This window comes from Sorangium sp. So ce375 (assembly GCF_051473855.1).
GTDB lineage: Bacteria > Myxococcota_A > Polyangia > Polyangiales > Polyangiaceae > Sorangium.
Genome location: NZ_CP150335.1, coordinates 675,304 through 692,877, shown reverse-complemented (window position 1 = coordinate 692,877; position 17,574 = coordinate 675,304). Strand labels below are relative to the sequence as shown.

Annotated in this window: 14 protein-coding genes; 6 read left to right on the top strand and 8 right to left on the bottom strand. The window is 71.0% G+C overall.

Translation table 11 applies throughout. The features are described from left to right. Nucleotides 1–300: 300 nt before the first annotated feature. Complete coding sequence (locus WME90_RS02780) at nucleotides 301–1,458, bottom strand: zinc-dependent alcohol dehydrogenase (protein WP_437279495.1); 1,158 nt, start codon at nucleotides 1,456–1,458, stop codon at nucleotides 301–303. A 357-nt stretch (nucleotides 1,459–1,815) separates the two neighbouring features. Here WME90_RS02780 and WME90_RS02775 point away from each other — a divergent pair, with 357 nt between their 5' ends. Together WME90_RS02775 and WME90_RS02770 are read left to right on the top strand one after the other, a co-directional pair. After that, nucleotides 1,816–2,703 carry a DUF58 domain-containing protein gene (locus tag WME90_RS02775; RefSeq protein WP_437279494.1) on the top strand — a complete coding sequence of 296 codons (888 nt, stop codon included), beginning with the start codon at nucleotides 1,816–1,818 and terminating at the stop codon, nucleotides 2,701–2,703. 1 nt (nucleotide 2,704) lies between these two features. Beyond that, a complete protein-coding gene (locus WME90_RS02770; RefSeq protein WP_437279493.1) occupies nucleotides 2,705–4,771 on the top strand; it encodes a vWA domain-containing protein in 2,067 nt (688 codons plus the stop codon). A 66-nt stretch (nucleotides 4,772–4,837) separates the two neighbouring features. On the opposite strand, the gene WME90_RS02765 is transcribed toward WME90_RS02770, so the two are convergent. The 5 genes from WME90_RS02765 to WME90_RS02745 all read right to left on the bottom strand — a co-directional run bounded on the left by WME90_RS02765 (nucleotide 4,838) and on the right by WME90_RS02745 (nucleotide 9,481). Then, complete coding sequence (locus WME90_RS02765) at nucleotides 4,838–5,353, bottom strand: hypothetical protein (protein WP_437279492.1); 516 nt, start codon at nucleotides 5,351–5,353, stop codon at nucleotides 4,838–4,840. A gap of 208 nt (nucleotides 5,354–5,561) precedes the next feature. After that, a complete protein-coding gene (locus tag WME90_RS02760; RefSeq protein ID WP_437279491.1) occupies nucleotides 5,562–6,161 on the bottom strand; it encodes a Uma2 family endonuclease in 600 nt (199 codons plus the stop codon). 133 nt (nucleotides 6,162–6,294) lie between these two features. Next, entirely contained in the window at nucleotides 6,295–6,834 is a 540-nt protein-coding gene (locus WME90_RS02755; protein WP_437279490.1) for a hypothetical protein, read from the bottom strand. A 1-nt stretch (nucleotide 6,835) separates the two neighbouring features. Further along, nucleotides 6,836–8,209, bottom strand: coding sequence for an AAA family ATPase (locus WME90_RS02750; protein ID WP_437279489.1), 1,374 nt, complete (start codon nucleotides 8,207–8,209; stop codon nucleotides 6,836–6,838). A 126-nt stretch (nucleotides 8,210–8,335) separates the two neighbouring features. Then, nucleotides 8,336–9,481: a serine/threonine-protein kinase gene (locus tag WME90_RS02745; RefSeq protein WP_437279488.1), complete on the bottom strand. Its 1,146-nt coding sequence runs from the start codon at nucleotides 9,479–9,481 to the stop codon at nucleotides 8,336–8,338. 393 nt (nucleotides 9,482–9,874) lie between these two features. Between WME90_RS02745 and WME90_RS02740 the strand changes: the two genes are divergently transcribed. From WME90_RS02740 to WME90_RS02730, 3 genes are all read left to right on the top strand, one after another. Continuing rightward, nucleotides 9,875–13,036 carry a VWA domain-containing protein gene (locus WME90_RS02740; protein WP_437279487.1) on the top strand — a complete coding sequence of 1,054 codons (3,162 nt, stop codon included), beginning with the start codon at nucleotides 9,875–9,877 and terminating at the stop codon, nucleotides 13,034–13,036. A 421-nt stretch (nucleotides 13,037–13,457) separates the two neighbouring features. Beyond that, nucleotides 13,458–13,823 (top strand): hypothetical protein, encoded by a 366-nt coding sequence (locus WME90_RS02735; RefSeq protein WP_437279486.1) that lies wholly within the window; start codon nucleotides 13,458–13,460, stop codon nucleotides 13,821–13,823. 10 nt (nucleotides 13,824–13,833) lie between these two features. After that, nucleotides 13,834–14,481 (top strand): hypothetical protein, encoded by a 648-nt coding sequence (locus tag WME90_RS02730; RefSeq protein WP_437279485.1) that lies wholly within the window; start codon nucleotides 13,834–13,836, stop codon nucleotides 14,479–14,481. 10 nt (nucleotides 14,482–14,491) lie between these two features. On the opposite strand, the gene WME90_RS02725 is transcribed toward WME90_RS02730, so the two are convergent. Next, nucleotides 14,492–15,358: a hypothetical protein gene (locus tag WME90_RS02725; RefSeq protein WP_437279484.1), complete on the bottom strand. Its 867-nt coding sequence runs from the start codon at nucleotides 15,356–15,358 to the stop codon at nucleotides 14,492–14,494. Between the two features lie 17 nt (nucleotides 15,359–15,375). Next, nucleotides 15,376–15,900 carry a hypothetical protein gene (locus WME90_RS02720; RefSeq protein WP_437279483.1) on the bottom strand — a complete coding sequence of 175 codons (525 nt, stop codon included), beginning with the start codon at nucleotides 15,898–15,900 and terminating at the stop codon, nucleotides 15,376–15,378. A gap of 574 nt (nucleotides 15,901–16,474) precedes the next feature. On the opposite strand from WME90_RS02720, the gene WME90_RS02715 reads away from it, so the two are divergent. Then, the gene (locus WME90_RS02715; RefSeq protein WP_437279482.1) at nucleotides 16,475–17,530 is read left to right on the top strand and encodes an AraC family transcriptional regulator; all 1,056 of its coding nucleotides are present in this window, start codon (nucleotides 16,475–16,477) and stop codon (nucleotides 17,528–17,530) included. Nucleotides 17,531–17,574: the final 44 nt, after the last annotated feature.

Below are 17,574 nucleotides of genomic sequence, written 5' to 3'. Positions count from 1 at the left end.
ATCACGGGGCCGAGCAAGCGATCGAGCCGCTGGCCGAGGAGCGGCCCGAAGCAAGCGTCATACCCAGAGCAAACAACCCTAAAATCGATACGTTACAACCCTGCGCCGCGGCGCGCCCCCTGACGCCGATGTCAGGCGTCGGGGTCGCGGTGGGCTACGAGTCGCGGCGCCCGAGCGCCTGGGCCGCTCCCGAGCACCGGACCGGCAGGCGGAGAGTCGCCCTCCGACCTGGCGGAGCGAGGATGGTGCGCGAGGGCGGAGGGCGCGCCGGAGCGCCGGATGGGCGCTCTGCGCCCTGCGTCAGGGCCTGAGGATGACCTTGACGCAGTCGTCGAGCTTCTTGTTGAAGATCTCGTAGCCGTGCGGGGCGCGCGAGAGCGGCAGGCGATGGGTGATGATGTCGTCCGCCCGGAGGTGGCCGTCCTCGATGTGCTTGAGGATCCGATCGACGTAGTTGTGCGCCGGCGCCTGGCCGGCTCGGAGCCTCAGGCCCTTGTCGAAGAATTGGCCCAGCGGGAAGTTGTCATAGGACACCCCGTAGACCCCCACGACCGGCACGATCCCGCCCCGGCGCACGGCGCTGAACGCGAGCCGGAGGGCCGATATCGTCCCGACCTGGCCGTGGAGGGCGCTGGAGGCCTTCTCGAGGAGGCCGCGGTGCGCCTCCATCCCGACCGCGTCGACGCACACGTCCGCGCCGCGCCCGCCCGTCATCGAGCGGATCGCCTCGACGACATTGTCCTTGTCGACGTTGAGGGTCTCGGCCTGGGCGACCTCGCGGGCTTTCTTCAGGCGATACTCCTCCCGATCGACGCCGATGACGCGCGCCGCGCCGCGGAGCCAGGCACACTTCATGGTCGCTAGGCCGACAGGCCCACATCCGATCACGGCGACCGTCTCTCCACCCTTGAGCTCGGCCCACTCGATGGCCGTCCACCCGGTAGGGAGGATGTCGGTCGTGAAGAGGACCTGCTCGTCGCTGAGGCGCTCAGGCACCTTCCGTGGCCCGAAGTCGGCGTAAGGGACGCGCACGTACTCGGCTTGACCTCCATTGTAACCGCCGTAGAGGTCCGTGTACCCGAAGAGGGCACCTCCCTTCCCCTCGATCACCCCGCCCTCGGGGCCGTAGTGCTTGGGGTTGGAGTTCTCGCAATGGACTGGCAGCTCCGCGTGACAGAAGAAGCAATGTCCACACGCGATGGGGAACGGGACGACGACCCTGTCGCCCTTCCGCAGCTTCGTGACGTGGGGGCCGATCTCCTCGACGACGCCCATGAACTCGTGGCCGAGCACCATGGGCTTCGCCTGAGGGAAGAAGCCGTTGTAGAGGTGAAGATCCGAGCCGCAGATCGCGGTCGCCGTGACTCGCACGATGACGTCGGTGGGCTCTTCGATCCGGGGATCCGGGACGTCCTCGACGCGGACGTCCGAAGGTTTGTGGAAAACCAGGGCCTTCACGGTGCCTCCTCTCCTCGTGAAACATCGGTACGGGGCGCTCGGCGGCTCTACCGGCCAAACCGGCGCACGGACGGCTGAAGCACCGCGCTGGCTCGCATAAAGCGAGCCACAGAGCAGCGGCGCGCCTGCGGACGGGGGCCGCGCGGTCACGGCGAACCCGAATGGGGTGCCCTGCCCCACCGTGGCGGTCTGTCTCGACACCGCGGAGCAACCGCGTGCCGGGCTCGGCCGCCGCTCCTGCCGAGCGCAGGCCGCCGCTCCTGCCGAGCGCGGGCCGCCGCTCCTGCCGAGCGCGGGCCGCCGCTCCTCCGAGACCCCGCTGGCACCCCCGCCCGCGCCGAGGTCTACTGCTCTCCGATGCTCCCCTCGTCCCCCGAGCCGCTCCTCGGCGCGAGCTTCGTCCGCGAGCTCGAGGTCCTCCAGCGGCGGCTCGAGATCCGCGCCCGCTCCGGCGGTGCCGGCGAGCACCTCGCGCGTCGTCGCGGCGGCTCGGCCGAGTTCAAGGAGCACCGGGCGTACGCGCCCGGCGACGACATGCGGCGGATCGACTGGGCCGCATATGCCCGCACCGGGGAGCCGGTGCTCAAGCTGTTCCGCGCCGAGGAGGACGTCATCGCCCGCATCGTGTGCGACGCGTCGGCGTCCCTCGACTTCGGGGAGCCCACGAAGCTCGACGCGGCCCGCCGGCTCGCGGCCGCGATCGGCTACATGTCGCTCGCGCGCTCCGAGCGCGCGCAGCTCTTCGTGGCGGGCGACGGCATCGCCCGCGAGCACGCGCCGGTGCGCGGGCGCGCAGGGCTCGCCGCGCTCCTCCGCGCCCTCGACGGCGTGAGGGCCTCCGGCGGGACGCACCTCGCGCGGGCCATCGACGCCGTCGTGCGGCAGAGCGCCCGGCCAGGCCTCCTCTGCGTCGTCTCCGACTTCTTCGATCCTGGCCCGGTCACCGCGGCGCTCGGGCGCGCGGCGCAGGCCGGCCACGACGTGGCAGCCCTCCAGGTCGTCGCCGCCGACGAGCTCGCGCCGAGCTTCGAGGGGGACCTGACGCTCGAGGACGCCGAGACGGGGGCGCTCGTCGACGTGACCCTCGACGCCGCGGCCCTCGCCGCCTACGCGGCGCGCTTCGCCGGCCTGTGCGAGGCGCTGCGCGCCTTCGCCCGCCGCCACGGGGCGACGTACGTGCGGGCGCGGAGCGACGAGCCGCTCGAGGGCGCCGTCCGCCGCTTCGTCGCGAGGAGCGTCGACTGACGTGGTCGCCCCGCTCGCACAGGCCTCCGCGGGCGCTCCGCTCGCGCTGCTCTCGCCCGGCGGCCTGTGGCTCCTCGCGCTGCTCGGGCCGCTCGTCCTCCTCTACATTCTCAAGATCAAGCGGAGCCGCCGCCGCGTCCCCTCGACGTGGCTCTGGGCCGCCGCGCAGCGCGACCTCATGGCGCGCGCGCCCTTCAGGAAGCTCCTTGCCCAGCTCCCGCTCGTCCTGCAGGCGCTCGCGCTCGCGCTCCTCGCGCTCGCCCTCGCCCGCCCCGCCTCGCGCGGGCGCGAGCTCACCGGCGATCACGTGGCGATCATCCTCGACACGAGCGCCTCGATGTCCGCGGCCGCTCGAGGGCCGACCGGCGAGGCGACCACGCGCATCGAGCTCGCGAAGCAGCTCGCCCAGGACCTCCTCGCCGGCCTCGCCCCGGGCAGCGACGCGCTGATCGTCGAGGCGGGGCGCGACGCGCGCCTCGTCGCGGCGCTCGATCGCGATCTCGTCCGGCTCAAGGCGGCGATCGACCCCATCGCAGCGCGCGACGTCGAGGGCGATCTCGAGGCCGCGGTGGCGCTCGGGATCGACCGGCTCCGGCAGCTCGGCGGCGCCCGCCGGGTCGTCGCGATCACCGACGGCAACCTCGCCCGCCCCGCGTCGCTGCGCGGCGTATCGCTGCCGGTGGAGGTCATCACCGTCGGCGATCCGGTGGACAACGCCGCCATCGTCCGCGTCGACGTGCGCTCCGGGAGCGCGGTGGCGGGCGCGAGCGGCGCGAGCGGCGCGGACGGCGAGCGATCGGAGCACCGCGAGGAGGTGCAGGCCTTCCTCGTGGTCGCGAACTTCGGGGCGCAGCCGCGCGACGTGTACGTGACGATGCGGCAGGACAGCGCCTCGGACGTGCTCGGCTCGCGGCGCGTGCTGGTCAAGCCGGGAGAGCGGCTGCCGGTCGTGCTCACGTTCCACCCGTCGCCCGGCGACTACCGCAAGGGGCTCGTCTTCGAGCTCTCGCCGCGCGACGCGATGCCGCTCGACGACGTCGCTTACGGCCGCGTGCCGGCGGGCGACAAGCTGCCGGTGTTCCTCGCGTCGGCCGGCAAGCGCCCGGGGGACGAGGCCCAGGGCGCGCAGCCGGCCGCGCCCTCCGGCGGCTCCGTCTGGATCGAGCGGGCGCTCACGTCCGATCCGATGACCTCGGTGACGTCGGGCGCGCTCGCGGATCTCCTTGGGAAGCCCGGGCTCGATCCCGACACGTTCGTCGTGATCGAGGGCGCGTGCCCGCCCGATCCTCCGGGGGGCGATCTGCTGATCGTGAACCCGCCGCCCGGGCGCTGCGCCGGCACGCTCGTGGGGCAGACGCTCGAGCGCCCCACGCTCACCTCGTGGGACACGGCGGATCCGCGGCTGCGCTTCCTCACGCTGGACGGCGTGCACCTGCGCGCGGCCTCGTCCCTCAAGCCAGAAGCGGCGGCGCAGGGGCTGATCCGCGCCCAGGAGGGCACGATCGCGACCGACATCTCCACCGCCTCGCGGACGGGCACGCTGCTCGGCTTCGACGTGGGCGAGAGCGACTGGCCGCTCAAGGCGTCGTTCGTGCTCTTCGTGCGCAACCTGCTCGAGCAGGCGCGAGCCCACCGCGCCCACGGCATCACCGGCCCCGCGCGCACCGGCGAGCCGCTGCGCGTGAGCGTCCCCGCGACGGCGCGGGACCTCCAGGCTATCGGCCCCGCGGGCGAGCGGATCGAGGTCGCGCAGCGCGCCGGCGTCGCGGTGGTCGCGGAGACGCCCCGCGCGGGCTTCTACCGCCTCTCCTGGCAAGGGCCGCAGGCCGGGTCCGTCGTCGTGCCGGCGAACCTCACGAGCGTCGCCGAGAGCGACCTCACGCCGAGGCCGCTCCTCGCGGAGGGCGGCGGCGAGGTCGCGGTCTCCAGCGCGGCGGGACAGCCGGACGCCCACGTCGAGTGGACCTGGCTATTGGCGCTGGCGGCGCTCGGGTTCGTGGTCTTCGATGTCTGGTATTTCACGCGCGTGCCCCGGCCGCTTCGAGGCCACGACAGGCCTGCAGCCTGAGCGCTGCGGCGGGTCAGCGGAAAGACCGCCAGGGCGCGAAGACCGCACCGCGAGGGGCCAGAGGCCCTACCCGGCCATCTCGGCGGAGATGGTCCTCGTCTCGATATCGACCCACAGCTGGAAACTCCCGGCCTCCAGCTCCTTCGCGTAGAAGATCTTCGGGTAGAGCCGACCGTTGAGCCTCATTCCTCGCTTGCAGCCCGCCACGATCGCCGCCCTGGTCGCGGCGAACAACCTGGCCACGCTGGTCTTCTTCGCCACCGGGCGGATCGTGACCTGCTCGAGATCCTGACCGCGCTGACGTGCGCCGGCGAACTCGAGCAGATTTGCGGCCTCACGGTCGAAGAAGCCCCAGTCCTGCTCGCCGGCGGGCGCCCTCCGCGACGCCAGGTACACCAGCTGATAGCCGCCTCTCAGGTACTCGTGAGCCGCGAGAGGGCTCGCTTCGACGACGGAGAGCGCCGCGCCGCCATGCGCGCCCTCGAAGCGCTGGAGCACGAGGTGCACCTTGTGAGAACGAGCGATGTCGGTGATCGTCTCGAAGAGCACGACCGTCGGAATGAACGCCTCTATCGTGGCCAAGCGGCGCCTCCAGGGGTGAACGCGTCGTCACCCGCCGAGATCTGCGTGATACAAGCGCACCGCCGACTCACGCGGCGCTCGTCGGCCGGCCAGCAGCCAGAGGTCCCGCCCGTCGATCATGGGATCCACCAAATGACCGGATGGTCACTCTGGCCAAGCGGAAGGAGCTGCCTGCTTCGTTCGTCGGACGGGCCGCGGCGACGCATGGCTAGGCCGCGTCGCCCTCGCCCTCGTCGAGCCCTTCCCACCATTCGGCCAGGTCGATCTCGACGTCCTCGAACGGCGCCGCGCGCACCTTCTCGTCTCGCCCGTGCAGCCCCAGCTCGACCCACCGCCCGTTCTCGAGCTGGCTGACCAGCAACGTCCGCCGGACGGGATCCACGTACCAGAGGTGAGGCACGCCGATCTCGGCGTAGAAGCGGCGCTTCACGAGGTTGTCGTAGCCCGCCGTGCGCGGCGAGAGGATCTCGCAGCACCAGTCGGGAACGAGGGAGATGGGCTCCGCGGGCCGCGGCGGCGCGAGCACACGCGCGCGGCGCCAGCCCGCGACGTCGGGCGATATCTCGGGTGCGCGCTCGATCTGGATGCCCGGCTCGGAGAGGATCCACCACCTTCCCGGACCGCCCCTGCCCCGCTGGTAGGGGTTCTTGAGGTCGGCCGTGATCAGGTCCTCGATGTTCGCGTGAACGAAGCCGGGACGCGCAAAGGCGTACAGCGTGCCGTCGATGATCTCGCCCCGCCAGCCGGGCGGCAGCTCGTCGAGATCGGCGAGCGTGGCGGACCGGACGAGCTTGTCGGCGAGGTTCATGCGCGACCTGCGCGAGCATACATCACCGCGCTTTCCGGGGCTGGGGCTCCCGAGCAGACTCGGTACCGCCGAGCGAACGCCGGCACACCTCCCACGGGTCGATGCCGCCCCCTCGCGCCGCGCTCTATGCGCTTCAGCCCGACGACGGCTCGTCCGCAGGCAGGCCCTGAAGCCAGGTGACCGCCTCGTCCCAGCGGAAGGCGCGCCTCGGCTCGGCTTCGCGGAGCCGCTGCCATTCCTCGCCCTCGTCGTGGGTAATGATGCGCGATGCGGGGTCGTCCTCGACGGCGAGGGCGATGAGCCAGTCCGTGGTCATCGGCATCTTTCCAGGGATGATCTTGAAATCGGCGATCAGTTGGCCACCGAGGGTACGCTGCTTCGCCAGCTCCCAATCGCGGTCCGTCGGATACCGCTGACACAAGCCGTCGGCCCATCGAGCTGCGGTCGGCTGGTCGAGGTGGATGTCCACGACCCGGACCCGGTGCACCAGGAGAAAGTCGTCGAACGCTATCCCCGAGAACTGCTCGCCGCTCTCCACCCGCTGCTGCCGCCGTCTTTCCATGTACACCTGCGCATGGACCAGGACCTCGACACCTTTGCTCCTCGCCAGACGGCAGAGGTCGCGAATGGCCCTCGGGCTGCGCGCTGCGTTCGTATCGATCCACAGCCGCACGTCAGGGATCCTTCGAGGAGCCGTCGCCGATGCCGAGCTGCGCCTCAAGGTCCGCCTCCGTCCAGGCTTCCCAGCGGCCCTCCGGCCTGGAGCGCAAGAACCAGAGATACCCGCCGCCCTGCAAGCCGAGCTTGTCTCGCATCTCCGCAGGGAGCTGGGTGTAACCGTCCGGCGTGACCCACTGCTCATCGGCGCCGCTCTCGCGCGCGTGGGCGCGGACCCTGTCAAGCGAGCGCGAAGGCTGCCGCGTGACGAGCGTCTCCCCCTCGAGGGAACGCCTGAACCGGAGCACCGCAGGGCCGTCGAAGACCTGGACATGGCTCTCGATAAAGATCTGGTCGACGATCCCGCGTTGCACCTGTTCGCGGAGGATGTCGCGGACCAGCTCCTGGTTCTCTGGATGGAGGCTCAACTCCGGCTCCTCGATGGCAACCAGGCCGGCACGGGACGTGAGCACGGCCGCGACGAGAGCGACCACCTGCTGTTCGCCCGAGCTGAGCTCGGAGAGCCGTAGGATCTGCTTGCCCCGGACCTCGAAGCGCAGATCGGTGACCTCCCCGCCGGCCACCGGAGCGCGGAGCACGGAGATCTCTCGATCTGACAGGGTCTTGAACCGATGGATGAGCTCCACGAAGACGCGCCAGCGCTCCGTCTCCTCCGGATCGAGCGACGTTGCCAGCGCCAGGAGGCGTTCGGCCGTGGTCGCGGACAGCGTGCTGCCCCCCTCATCGCGCGCCCCCCCCTCACCGATGGCCCGGAAGTCTCGACGACGAGCATCCAGCAGGAAAAACGGCTTGCTCCCGGGGCCGAGCGGCGCCTCCAGGGCGTTCTGCAGCGGGGAGATCTCATCGATTTGCAGGACGTCTCCCGTGCCATCCTTCAGTACGACACCGCCCGCGTTCCTGCCCGCTCGCGGCGCCTCCCAGAAGTTCACTGGGGCGGAACGCATCCTCTCGAGCCGCAGGAGGACGTCGTTCCCCGACGGGGTCAGCGTGACGCGGAGCGCGCCGAGGCGCGCATCATCAAAGTGAACCTCCACCCGCTGCGGATCGCGAACACCGGGAGGCCAGCTCCGGTGGTTCATCCACAAGCCGAAGTGTTCGTCACGAAACCCCCAGGGCAGCTTGCACGCTGCATCCGGGCTCATCCCGCCAGCGCCAGCAACCGCGCGCAAGCAGTACGAGGCGACCCGAAAAAACAGATCAATCGCCGCGAGCGCATTGGATTTGCCGGCCCCGTTGGCCCCGTGGAACACGGGCATCTCGTCCGCCACGCCGTCAGACGCGAAGACGATCTCCACAGGCTCTCGAAACGTCCGGAAATTTTCGATCACGAGCCGCGCGATGCGCAGCGACGGTGTAGCGCGAGCGTTCACCCGCCAGAGCAGAGCAACACGCGGGCCGCGAGGTCAAGCTATGCATCCCGCCGAGCCCTGCTCCAGCCAGTCCGCCGCTCGCTCACCCCGCCTCTGGGCCCGGACCGCTCAGCGGCTCGCTCATCCTCAAGGGCAGGCCGTCTGCTCGCCCTGAGTCCGGCCCCGGTACACCCGGTGCACCCGGCGACGCGACGACCACCGGCGGCTCGGCCGGCTCCGCTCCTCGATCGAGGGCACACGCGGCTTCGAGCCCTTGCCCGCGGATGCGCCGGTCTCCTCGCAACGCAGCCACTCCCCCTGCAGCGACACGCCGCGCGCGTCCTCCAGGACGCCCCGCGCCCTTAGCCACCCGGCGAGCGCCTCGCCGAGCTCGCGCATGCTCGACCAGCGCGACGACGGCTCCTTCCGCAGCCCGCGCTCCACGATCGCCCAGAGCTCCGCGTCGAGGCCGCGCGTGTCGACGAGCGACGGCACCGCGTCCTGCAGCACCGCCCGCAGGCCGTCCAGCGCGTTGCGTGACGAGAACGGAGGCCGGCCCGACAGGAGCTCGTACAGCATCGCGCACAGCGACCAGATGTCGGCGCGGCGATCGATGTCAGGGACGGCGAGCACCTGCTCCGGCGGCATGTAATCCGGGGTCCCGAAGACCTCGAAGGCCGCCGACGCACGGCTCGCCTCGCGCTCGGAGACGAGCTTCGCGACGCCGAAATCGACGATCTTGGGCTGAAGCCTGCCGCCGCCGAGGCGCACCAGCATCACGTTGTCCGGCTTGAGGTCGCGGTGGACGACCCCCTTCTCGTGCACCGCGTGCATCGCGCCCACGACCGGCAGGAGCAGCGCGATCGCCCGCTCCGGCGTCATGGTCCCCTCGCGCGAGAGCGCGCTCCTCAGCGACTCGCCCTCGATGAGCTCCATCACCAGGTAGGGATCCCCCACCGCGGTCTCGCCGATGTCGAAGACCCGGACGACCTCCGCGTGGTTCAGCCGGCCCGCGGCGCGCGCCTCTCGGACGAAGTACTCCGCGAGCTCCGGCGACCGGAGCTCGGGCCGCATCAGCTTGATCGCGACCTCCGACCCGAGCGCCACGTGCGTCGCGACCCAGACCGTGCCCATCGCCCCCTCGCCGAGCCTGCGGACCAATCGGTACTTGCCCGCGACGAGATCCCCCTCCTGGTGGTGCACGCTGCTCTCGGGCTCGCCCAGGCACTCGTCGAGATCCCATGCGCCGTCGCCCGTGCCGCTCCAGGTGTCCGTGGTCTCGATGCGCGACATGATCTCTCCTGCCCGGCTGCGCGGCCTCGCCGCGCCCATGGCCGCTCTTCACGGCTGTAAAGCAGACGGCATGCCATCCCTGACAAACATGGAAAGGTGCTCCGATGAGCCGGAGCGCCGCATGAAACCCGCTCGACACCGACAGAGACGCCCCACGGCTTCGCCGATGGGGCACTCGGCCACACCGGACGAAGCGGCGTCCCCGGGCCCCCGTAAAGATGATTTACTGCGGCTCCCCCGCATGCGGACCGAACGGAGGCCTCCCTGATCCCGGCGGCCGCGCTGCGCGCCCTCCCCTACGCCGCCACGCTCGCCGGCGCGCTCGTCTTCGCGGCGCTGCTGCGCCTCGCCCTCCAGCGCGGCGCGCTCCGCCGCCCGATCCTGCTCGGCTGGATGACGGCAGGCGCGCTGCCGGCGCTCTACGTGGGCCTTGTCTGGTGCGGCCTGCTCCCGGACCTCTATCTCCGGCTCGCGCGGCCCTGGGGCGCGCTGCTCGCGCTGGGCGCCACGTCGTTCATCGCGCTCCGCACCCTGTCGCTCGCGCTCGCCTCGGCGCACGCCCGCAGGCAGGGGGCGTGGCGCTCGCGGCTCGGCGACTTCCTCGCCCCCTTCGCCGCGTTCGCCGCGGCTATGGCCGTGGCCGGGCCAGAGCTTGGCCGGCCACTCGACCGGCTCACCGTCCTGGTCGCAATCGATCGCAGCCGCTCGATCGACCTCGTGCCGAGCGCCGACCGGCGCGTCGCGCAGGAGCTCTCCGTCGCCGAGCTCGGCATGCGCGAGGACGATCGGATCGCCACCATCGCGTTCGCCGCGGGCGCGGCGACCGAGGATCCTCCGCGCCCGCGCTCGCAGCTCCCTGCCCCGCAGCGGGTCGCGCTCGGCCGCGACGGGACGGACCTCGCCGCCGGCATCCGGCGCGCGCTCGCCGAGGTCCCGCCGGACTCCGCGGCGCGCGTCGTGCTGCTCAGCGACGGCGTCGCGACCCGCGGCGACGCGATGGCCGCGGCCGCGGCCGCCGTCGCCGCCGGCCTCCCGGTGGACGTGATCCCGCTGGAGCAGCGGCTCGTCCCCGACGTCCGCGTGGTCGCCCTCCGCGCGCCCGCGCGGGCCGACGAGGGCGAGGCGCTCGATCTGCGGCTCGTCACCTCGTCGCCGTCGCCGGCCGAGGTCGAGATCCGCCTGCGCCGCGACGGCGAGCTCATCGCCCGCACCGAGGCCTCGATCGCCGCGGGGGAAGACGTGCTGCGCATCCGCGAGAAGGCGCCGGGGCCGGGGCTGCACCGCTACGACGTCGAGATCACCGCGAAGGATCCGAAGCTCGACGAGGCCGCCGAGGACAACGCGGCGAGCGCGTTCCTGCGCGTCCGCGGGGCCGCCGCCGCCCTCGTGCTGGAGGGCGACGCCGGGCAGGGCGCGTTCATCGCGCGGGCGCTCGCGGACGGCGCGTTCCGCGTGGACGAGGGCGGCCTGAGCCGCGTCCCTGCCGATCTCGGGGAGCTCGCCGGCTACGACGTGGTGGTGCTCAGCGACATCCGCGCGTCCGACCTCACGCCGGGACAGATCGACGCGCTCGCGAGCTACGTCCGCGACCTCGGCGGCGGGCTCATCCTGATGGGCGGCGATCGGAGCATGGGGCCCGGCGGCTACGCGCGGACCCCGCTCGAGGAGGTCTCGCCCGTCTCGTTCGACCTGAAGCAGGAGCGGCGGCGGGCGAGCCTGGCCGAGGTGATCGGCATCGACATCTCCGGGTCGATGGCGGCGACCGCCGGCGCCCACACGAAGCTCGAGCTCGCCAACGAGGCCGCCGCCCGCTCGGCCTCGCTGCTCGGCGCCGGCGATCGGCTCGGCGTCGCGCACGTCGACACGGCGGTGCGCTGGAGCGTGCCGCTCGGGCCGGTGACCGACGGCGCCGCGATCGACAAGGCGATCCGCGCCGTGGGCCCTGGCGGCGGCGGCATCTACGTCGACATCACGCTCGAGGCGGCCTACAAGGCGCTCGACCGGGACACCTCGAGCCTGAAGCACGTGCTGCTCTTCGCCGACGGATCGGACGCGGAGAACATGGGCCCGTGCCGCGCGATGGTGGAGGCGGCGATGCGCCGCGGGACGACGACGAGCGTCGTGGCGCTGGGCCAGGGCAACGACGTGCCGGAGCTCGAGGTGCTGTCGCGCCTCGGCGGCGGCCGCTTCTATCTCGTGGAGGACGCCACGCGGCTGCCCGCGGTGTTCACGCAGGAGACCATCCTCGCGGCGAAGAGCGCGATCGTGGAGGAGCCGTTCCACGTCGCGCTGGGCGCGCCGTCGTCGATCACCGCCGGCGTGCCGTTCGGCGAGGCGCCGCCGCTCGGGGGCTACGTGGTGACGGTCCCCAAGAGCCGGTCGACGGTGCTGCTGTCCGGTCCGGAGGGCGATCCGGTGCTCGCTGTGTGGTCGGCGGGGCTCGGCCGGGCCGCCGCGTTCACGAGCGATCTCAAGGGCCGCTGGGGCGCCGGGTGGACGCGCTGGCCCGGCGCGTCGCGCATGATCGCGCAGGCCGCGCGCGACGTAGCGCGCAAGGAGGAGGATCCGCGCGTGCGTCTCGAGGCGGACGCGTCGGGCGGCGAGCTGTCGGTGCGGGCGAGCGTGATCGGCGACGACGGGCGTGCGCAGTCGTTCCGCCGGCTTGTCGTGCACGTCGCGGGGCCCGACGGCTTCTCGCGGGAGCTCCCGCTCGAGGCGACGGGCGCGGGGGCGTACATGGCGAAGCTGCCGCTGTCGCGACCGGGGACTTACGTGGCGGTGGCCCGGGACGAGCTCACGGGCGAGGCGGTCGGGACCACGGGGGCGGCGATGACCGCCGGCGAGGAGCTGCGCCCGACGGGCAGCGATCTGTCGCTGCTCGGGCGGATCGCGGAGTTCACCGGGGGCAAGCGGCGCGACACGCTCGCGGGCATCTTCGAGGACCGGGCCACCAAGCGCTTCGCGTACCGGGACGCGACGCCCAACCTTGTGTTCTTCGCCGCGCTCGCGCTGCTGCTCGCGGTGGCGGCGCGGCGGCTCGCGCTGCCGGAAGCGGCGGCGGCGTGGATCGCGCGGGCGGGAGATCGGCTCCGCGCGGCGCGGTGGGGAGCGGCCGCGGAGCCGGCCGGCGCGGGCGCGACCGTGGGGGCGCTGCTGTCGGCTCGGGAGCGGGGGCGCGAGCGGCGCGAGGGCGCGCAGGCGGGACCGGCGCCGGGCGCCGGTGAGCGCGGCGAGGGCGCGCAGGCGGGGACGATGCCAGGGAGGACAGCGCCGCCGGCAAGGGCGCCGGGACCTCAACCTGGGTCGGCGGCGCCTGGACCTCAACCTGGGTCGGCGCCGTGGCCTCAACCTGGGTTGGCGGCGGGGCCTCAACCTGGGTTGGCGGCGGGGCCTCAACCTGGGTCGGCGGCGGGGCCTCAACCTGGGTCGGCGGCGGGACATCAATCCGCGTCGCCGGGGGGCGGACACGCAACGAGCGCGGGCGGCGCGGCGCCGGAGGGACGACCCCTCACGGCGGCGGAGAAGATCTTGGCGCGGCGTCGTGGGCGGCGGTGACGCGACAGAGCGCGGCCGTGCCGCGCACGTCTGCGGGATGCCGCGGGCACCTGGGTGTACCCTCGTCTCCGTGCTGAAACCGAAAACTCCTGCGCACAGCGGATTTTCGACGAAAAGGAACGCCAAGAAAGCGGGGCACGCCGTTCGTGTCCTGGCAGCGACGGTCTTGCTCGTCCCTGCCTTCGGCTCCGGCGTGCTCGTCGGCAGATCGCTCCTGGACCGGAGGCCGCCGGCGAAGGAGAACAGCGCAGAGCCTGCTTCGGATCCCTGGATTCGGATGGACCGGGAAGAGCTGGCTGCATGTCGAGAACAGCTGGCAGCTCGTCCGGAGCCGCGCGCGACGACTCCGGCAGCCGAGGCTCCTCCGGGGGAAAGGCGGCACGACGCTCCCCAAAGAGCAGCCACCGTCGAAGAGCTCGAGGTGGAGCTGAAGCGGTGCAGGAAGAGCGAAATCCTGGTCAACGCCGAGGTCTGCAGCGCCGCGGCTCGTCAGTTCAGCGCGCTGATGGCTTTGCCGAAGGATGGGTTGATGTGCGGGCCGAAGTCCAGGTCTGCCGATCTCATCGAGCAGAACTTCGAGAGCTGCGCGGCGCTCTCGGACATTCCGGCGGATTTTCGCTCGGGCGACCTCACGAAGGAAGAGTCGAGCCTCGTCGCGGAAGCGATCCGGGTTCGTGAGACGCTCACGGAAGACGAGCTGCTCCGCAGCCTGAAAGAGTTCGTCTGGACGTGCACGGAGACGCCCCCGAAGCTCCCATCGATGATGAAGCAGGCACCGAATCCTTAGGAGGTTGAACATGAGCAAACGCCCCGAGAGCGCCGGCCTCATGGTTCATCTCCTCTTCGCGGTGGCCGTGCTCGGCCTCGTCTTTGGTGGTGGCGTGGTGGTCGGCTGGGCGACGCGGGAGCGAAGACCTCCGGCCATGGAAACGATCGCGGCGCCCATCCCGGATGCGGAGGTGAAGCGGGAGCTCGCTGCGTGCCGGCGCGCAGTGAAAGCGCGCGCGAAAGCCACCGCCATCCCGCCGGCCACGGCGACGTCTCCTCAGGGAGAAACGGACGACGCCGGGGTGGAGAAAGCCGCCGCCAAGGTCGAGGCGCTGCAAAAAGAGGTGAAAGAATGCAGAGTACGAGAGACCTTGGCCAATGCCTACGTTTGCGGCGCGATCGGCGATCACCTAAACCTCCTGTTCGTCTTGACATACAGCGCATCATGTACAGACGAGGGAGGAGTTGGCGAGCTCATGGTGAACAGCTTCAACAAATGCGCCGAATTCACAGACCTTCCAGAACATCTAAACGAAGACCATCTGACACAAGAAGAGAAGATTAGAATTTACGAAGCAAAACTCAACCGCGCAGTCAGGACGAGGAACAGCTTGATCGGGGACGTGCAAGAAATGCACCGCAGGTGCCGCAAACGATTCGGGCTACCGGACGAATGAACGGACATGTTCATAACGTCATCTCCCAGGCCGTCTGGGTGGGTGGGGCGGCTTCGAGGGGTGAACGGACCAGGTCGAAGGAAGACCGAAGCGTTTGTGTGTCGCGCGCGTGGTCGCTCCTCCCATCGTCCAGTTTGTCGAGCACGAAGGTCAGTGCGCCCCAGAGCCGCCACCGAACGGGTATCGGGCCACCAGAGAACTCGATGGGTGAGCGGAGCTCTACTCCGATCGCGACTTTATGACCCCATATCGCCAGGTCGCTGCCCCGGACCGCGAGCGAGGGAACGGCGTTGACGACAGCATTCTTGCCGCCGACCATGATCCCTAAGTTCGCTTGCGCGTGCTTGTCATGAAGAGCGTAGAACCGCACACCGCCGAGGTACGCGATCGACAGGGGAGTCTCTGAGGACTGCGGCATGATGGCCGCCGACACCGCCCCCGTGAGCTGGATCAACGGCAGCGAGGTCCCCCAGAGGTTGATGTGGCCCGCGGTGGCGGGTGCGCCGGTGACGACACCGCTCACGGGTCCGCTCGATCTCTGCGACGCCTGCCCCCGGGCGGACATTTGCAGAAGCCACCCGCCGCGCCGGTTGTCGAAGAGCGGTACCCCCACGCTCATGCTCGCGTCGCCGACACCAGGAGGGAGCACGGGCATCCCGCCGGCGCAGGGAGAGTATCGGATCTGCCTGTACGAAAAGCGTGTCGTGGCGAGGAGCGGAATTCCCGCCACGCGTTCTCTCACCTGGACCTGCCCACCGCCCCAGAACCCGTTGAAGGGCTCGGGGGCCGCGCAGGGGCCCTCGTGGGCGAAGACCTTCGAGGGTCGGACGAAGCCGGAGGCGGCGATGATGGCTATCGCGAGGATGCGCACAGGCATGACCACCACGACCCCCCTCACTCCTCGGGGATGAGCTCCACGTCCTCCGTGGGGTGCGCCGCTGGCTGTCCTCTCGGCGGGCAGACCAAGAAGCTCAACCCCGAATACACGGGCTGTCCATCGGGGCCGAACTCTTTGATGACGTCGGGTGGTTCAACGATCGCACAGTAACCCGATTCGAAGTAGGTAAAGTCCTCAGCGCACCAATTCTGGGCCTCCAACATCAGAACAACGTACTCCGAATAGGCAGCATTTTTTGTTCGAACCTCGTCGCATTGAGGACCATACCAACTTCTTCCGTGGAGGAGCGGCTTCGTGGTGTAGTTCCACCCCTGGCAACATTCGAACATGCACTCCACGGGGATGCAGTTCTGATCGAACCAGTTCCCGACGACGGGCTGAGCTCTCTGCGGGTCGTCGCCGAACGTGCAGCCCGCGAGGGCGAGCGCCACGACAGCAGCGGCGATGGCCATGCGTGCCGTTCGAACAGCCGTCCGGGTGATCCAGCCCGCCATCCAGTTCATCACTTCATGGCGCCTCATGTGTAAATCTCCTCGAGGGGACGACACTCCGGCCCTTGGCGTGCGCCGCAAAGGCCCTCTCAACGCGTCCGACAAGCGCCGGCCACCTAAGGAAGGCCCCTCCCAGACATAAACGACTGGCTCGGTCGCCGCAAAGTTGCTGCATGGTTCTTCGAGCTCCTAACGACATCGCCGTCGCGGCAGAGGCACATTTCGGGACGAGCTCGCGTCGTCGTGCGCCGCCGCGTCGGCCGCCACGCGCTCGGCAGCGGCGCCCTACCCCTCGCAGTCTGTGGAGCGCAGACAGAGGCCGGGCACCACAGCCGCTCGCCCAAAGGATTTCGTCCAGATAGAATCTTGCATTGTTCGCCTTGCTGCACCCGATGGGGACTCTTCGCCGCCCCGCCCGGACAACCGCAAGGGCGCCGTCATCGAGCGCGACGGCGACGCGATCCGGCCCCACCCCACGCTGCAGGCTCTGCCGGCGCATTACCACTGAGAACCGCGCCCCGTCGCCGTCGCCCGCGGCCACGAGCGTGGTTGACGTTGCTGGCAGGCCGTGCGATTTTCGCGAGTGTCGCGCAGGCCCCGCCTCGTGAGCTCTCGTCGGGGGCTCGACCCGCTCGTGAAGGCGGAGGGCGAGCGCACGCTGAGCGTCGGCGTGAAGGCGCTGCGGAGCGTGCTCGGGGCCGCAGAGACTGCCGGAATCGACGGGGGCTCGCTCGCCCGAGCGCACGGGCTCACGCCGGAGGATCTCTGCAACCCCGACTTCCGGCTCTCCTATCGCCGGTGGATCGCGCTCTGGGACGATGTCGTCGAGAGCGCCGGCGATCCGGGCGTCGGGCTCCGCGCCGCGGAGGCGCTCTCGATCGGCCACTGGGATGTGATGGACTACGTCGTCGCGTCGAGCGACACGGTGGGCGACGCCTTCCAGAGGTTCTCGCGGCACTTCGCCGTCATCAGCACCGCTGTGCGCCATGTCCTCCACGTCGATCGCAAGGAGGCCCGGCTCGTCCGGGAGCACGTCCCCGGCGCGGCCCCGCACCGGGTCGCGACCGAGTTCGGCTTCGCGAACATCGTCCTTCGCTTCCGCGCGCTCGCCGCCACGCCGCTGTCGCCTTCCTCGATCCAGTTCCGTCACCCGCGCTGCGCCGAGCTCGAGGCGTACACCCGGATCTTCGCTTGCCCGGTTCGATTTCGAGCGCCCGGCGACGCGATCGTCCTTCCGCGCGCGGCGCTCGCGACGCCGATGAAGGGGGCCGCCCCCGAGCTCTGTGCCGTCCTCGAGCGCCACGCCGCCCACCTCGTGCAAAAGCTCCCGCCCGCCCACGCGAGCCTCGTGGAGCGCGCGCGGCACGCGCTCGCCCTCGAGCTGCACGGCGGTGCTCCCAAGCTGGCGACGGTGGCGAAGCGGCTCGGGCTGAGCGCGCGCACGCTGCAACGACGCCTCTCGGAGGACGGCTTTCCCTTCCGAGCGCTCGTCGAGAAGACCCGTGAAGAGCTCGCGCTGCGCTACCTGGAGGATCCCGCCATCGGGCTCGCGGAGATCGGCTCGCTGGTGGGCTTCTCCGATGTGAGCGCGTTCTACAAGGCCTTCCGGCGGTGGACGGGGAGCACGCCGGGCCAGGTCCGCGAGCGCTCCATGGCGTAGCGCGTAGCCGAGGGCGCCGCCGGACAATCGATTGGCGTGGCGGC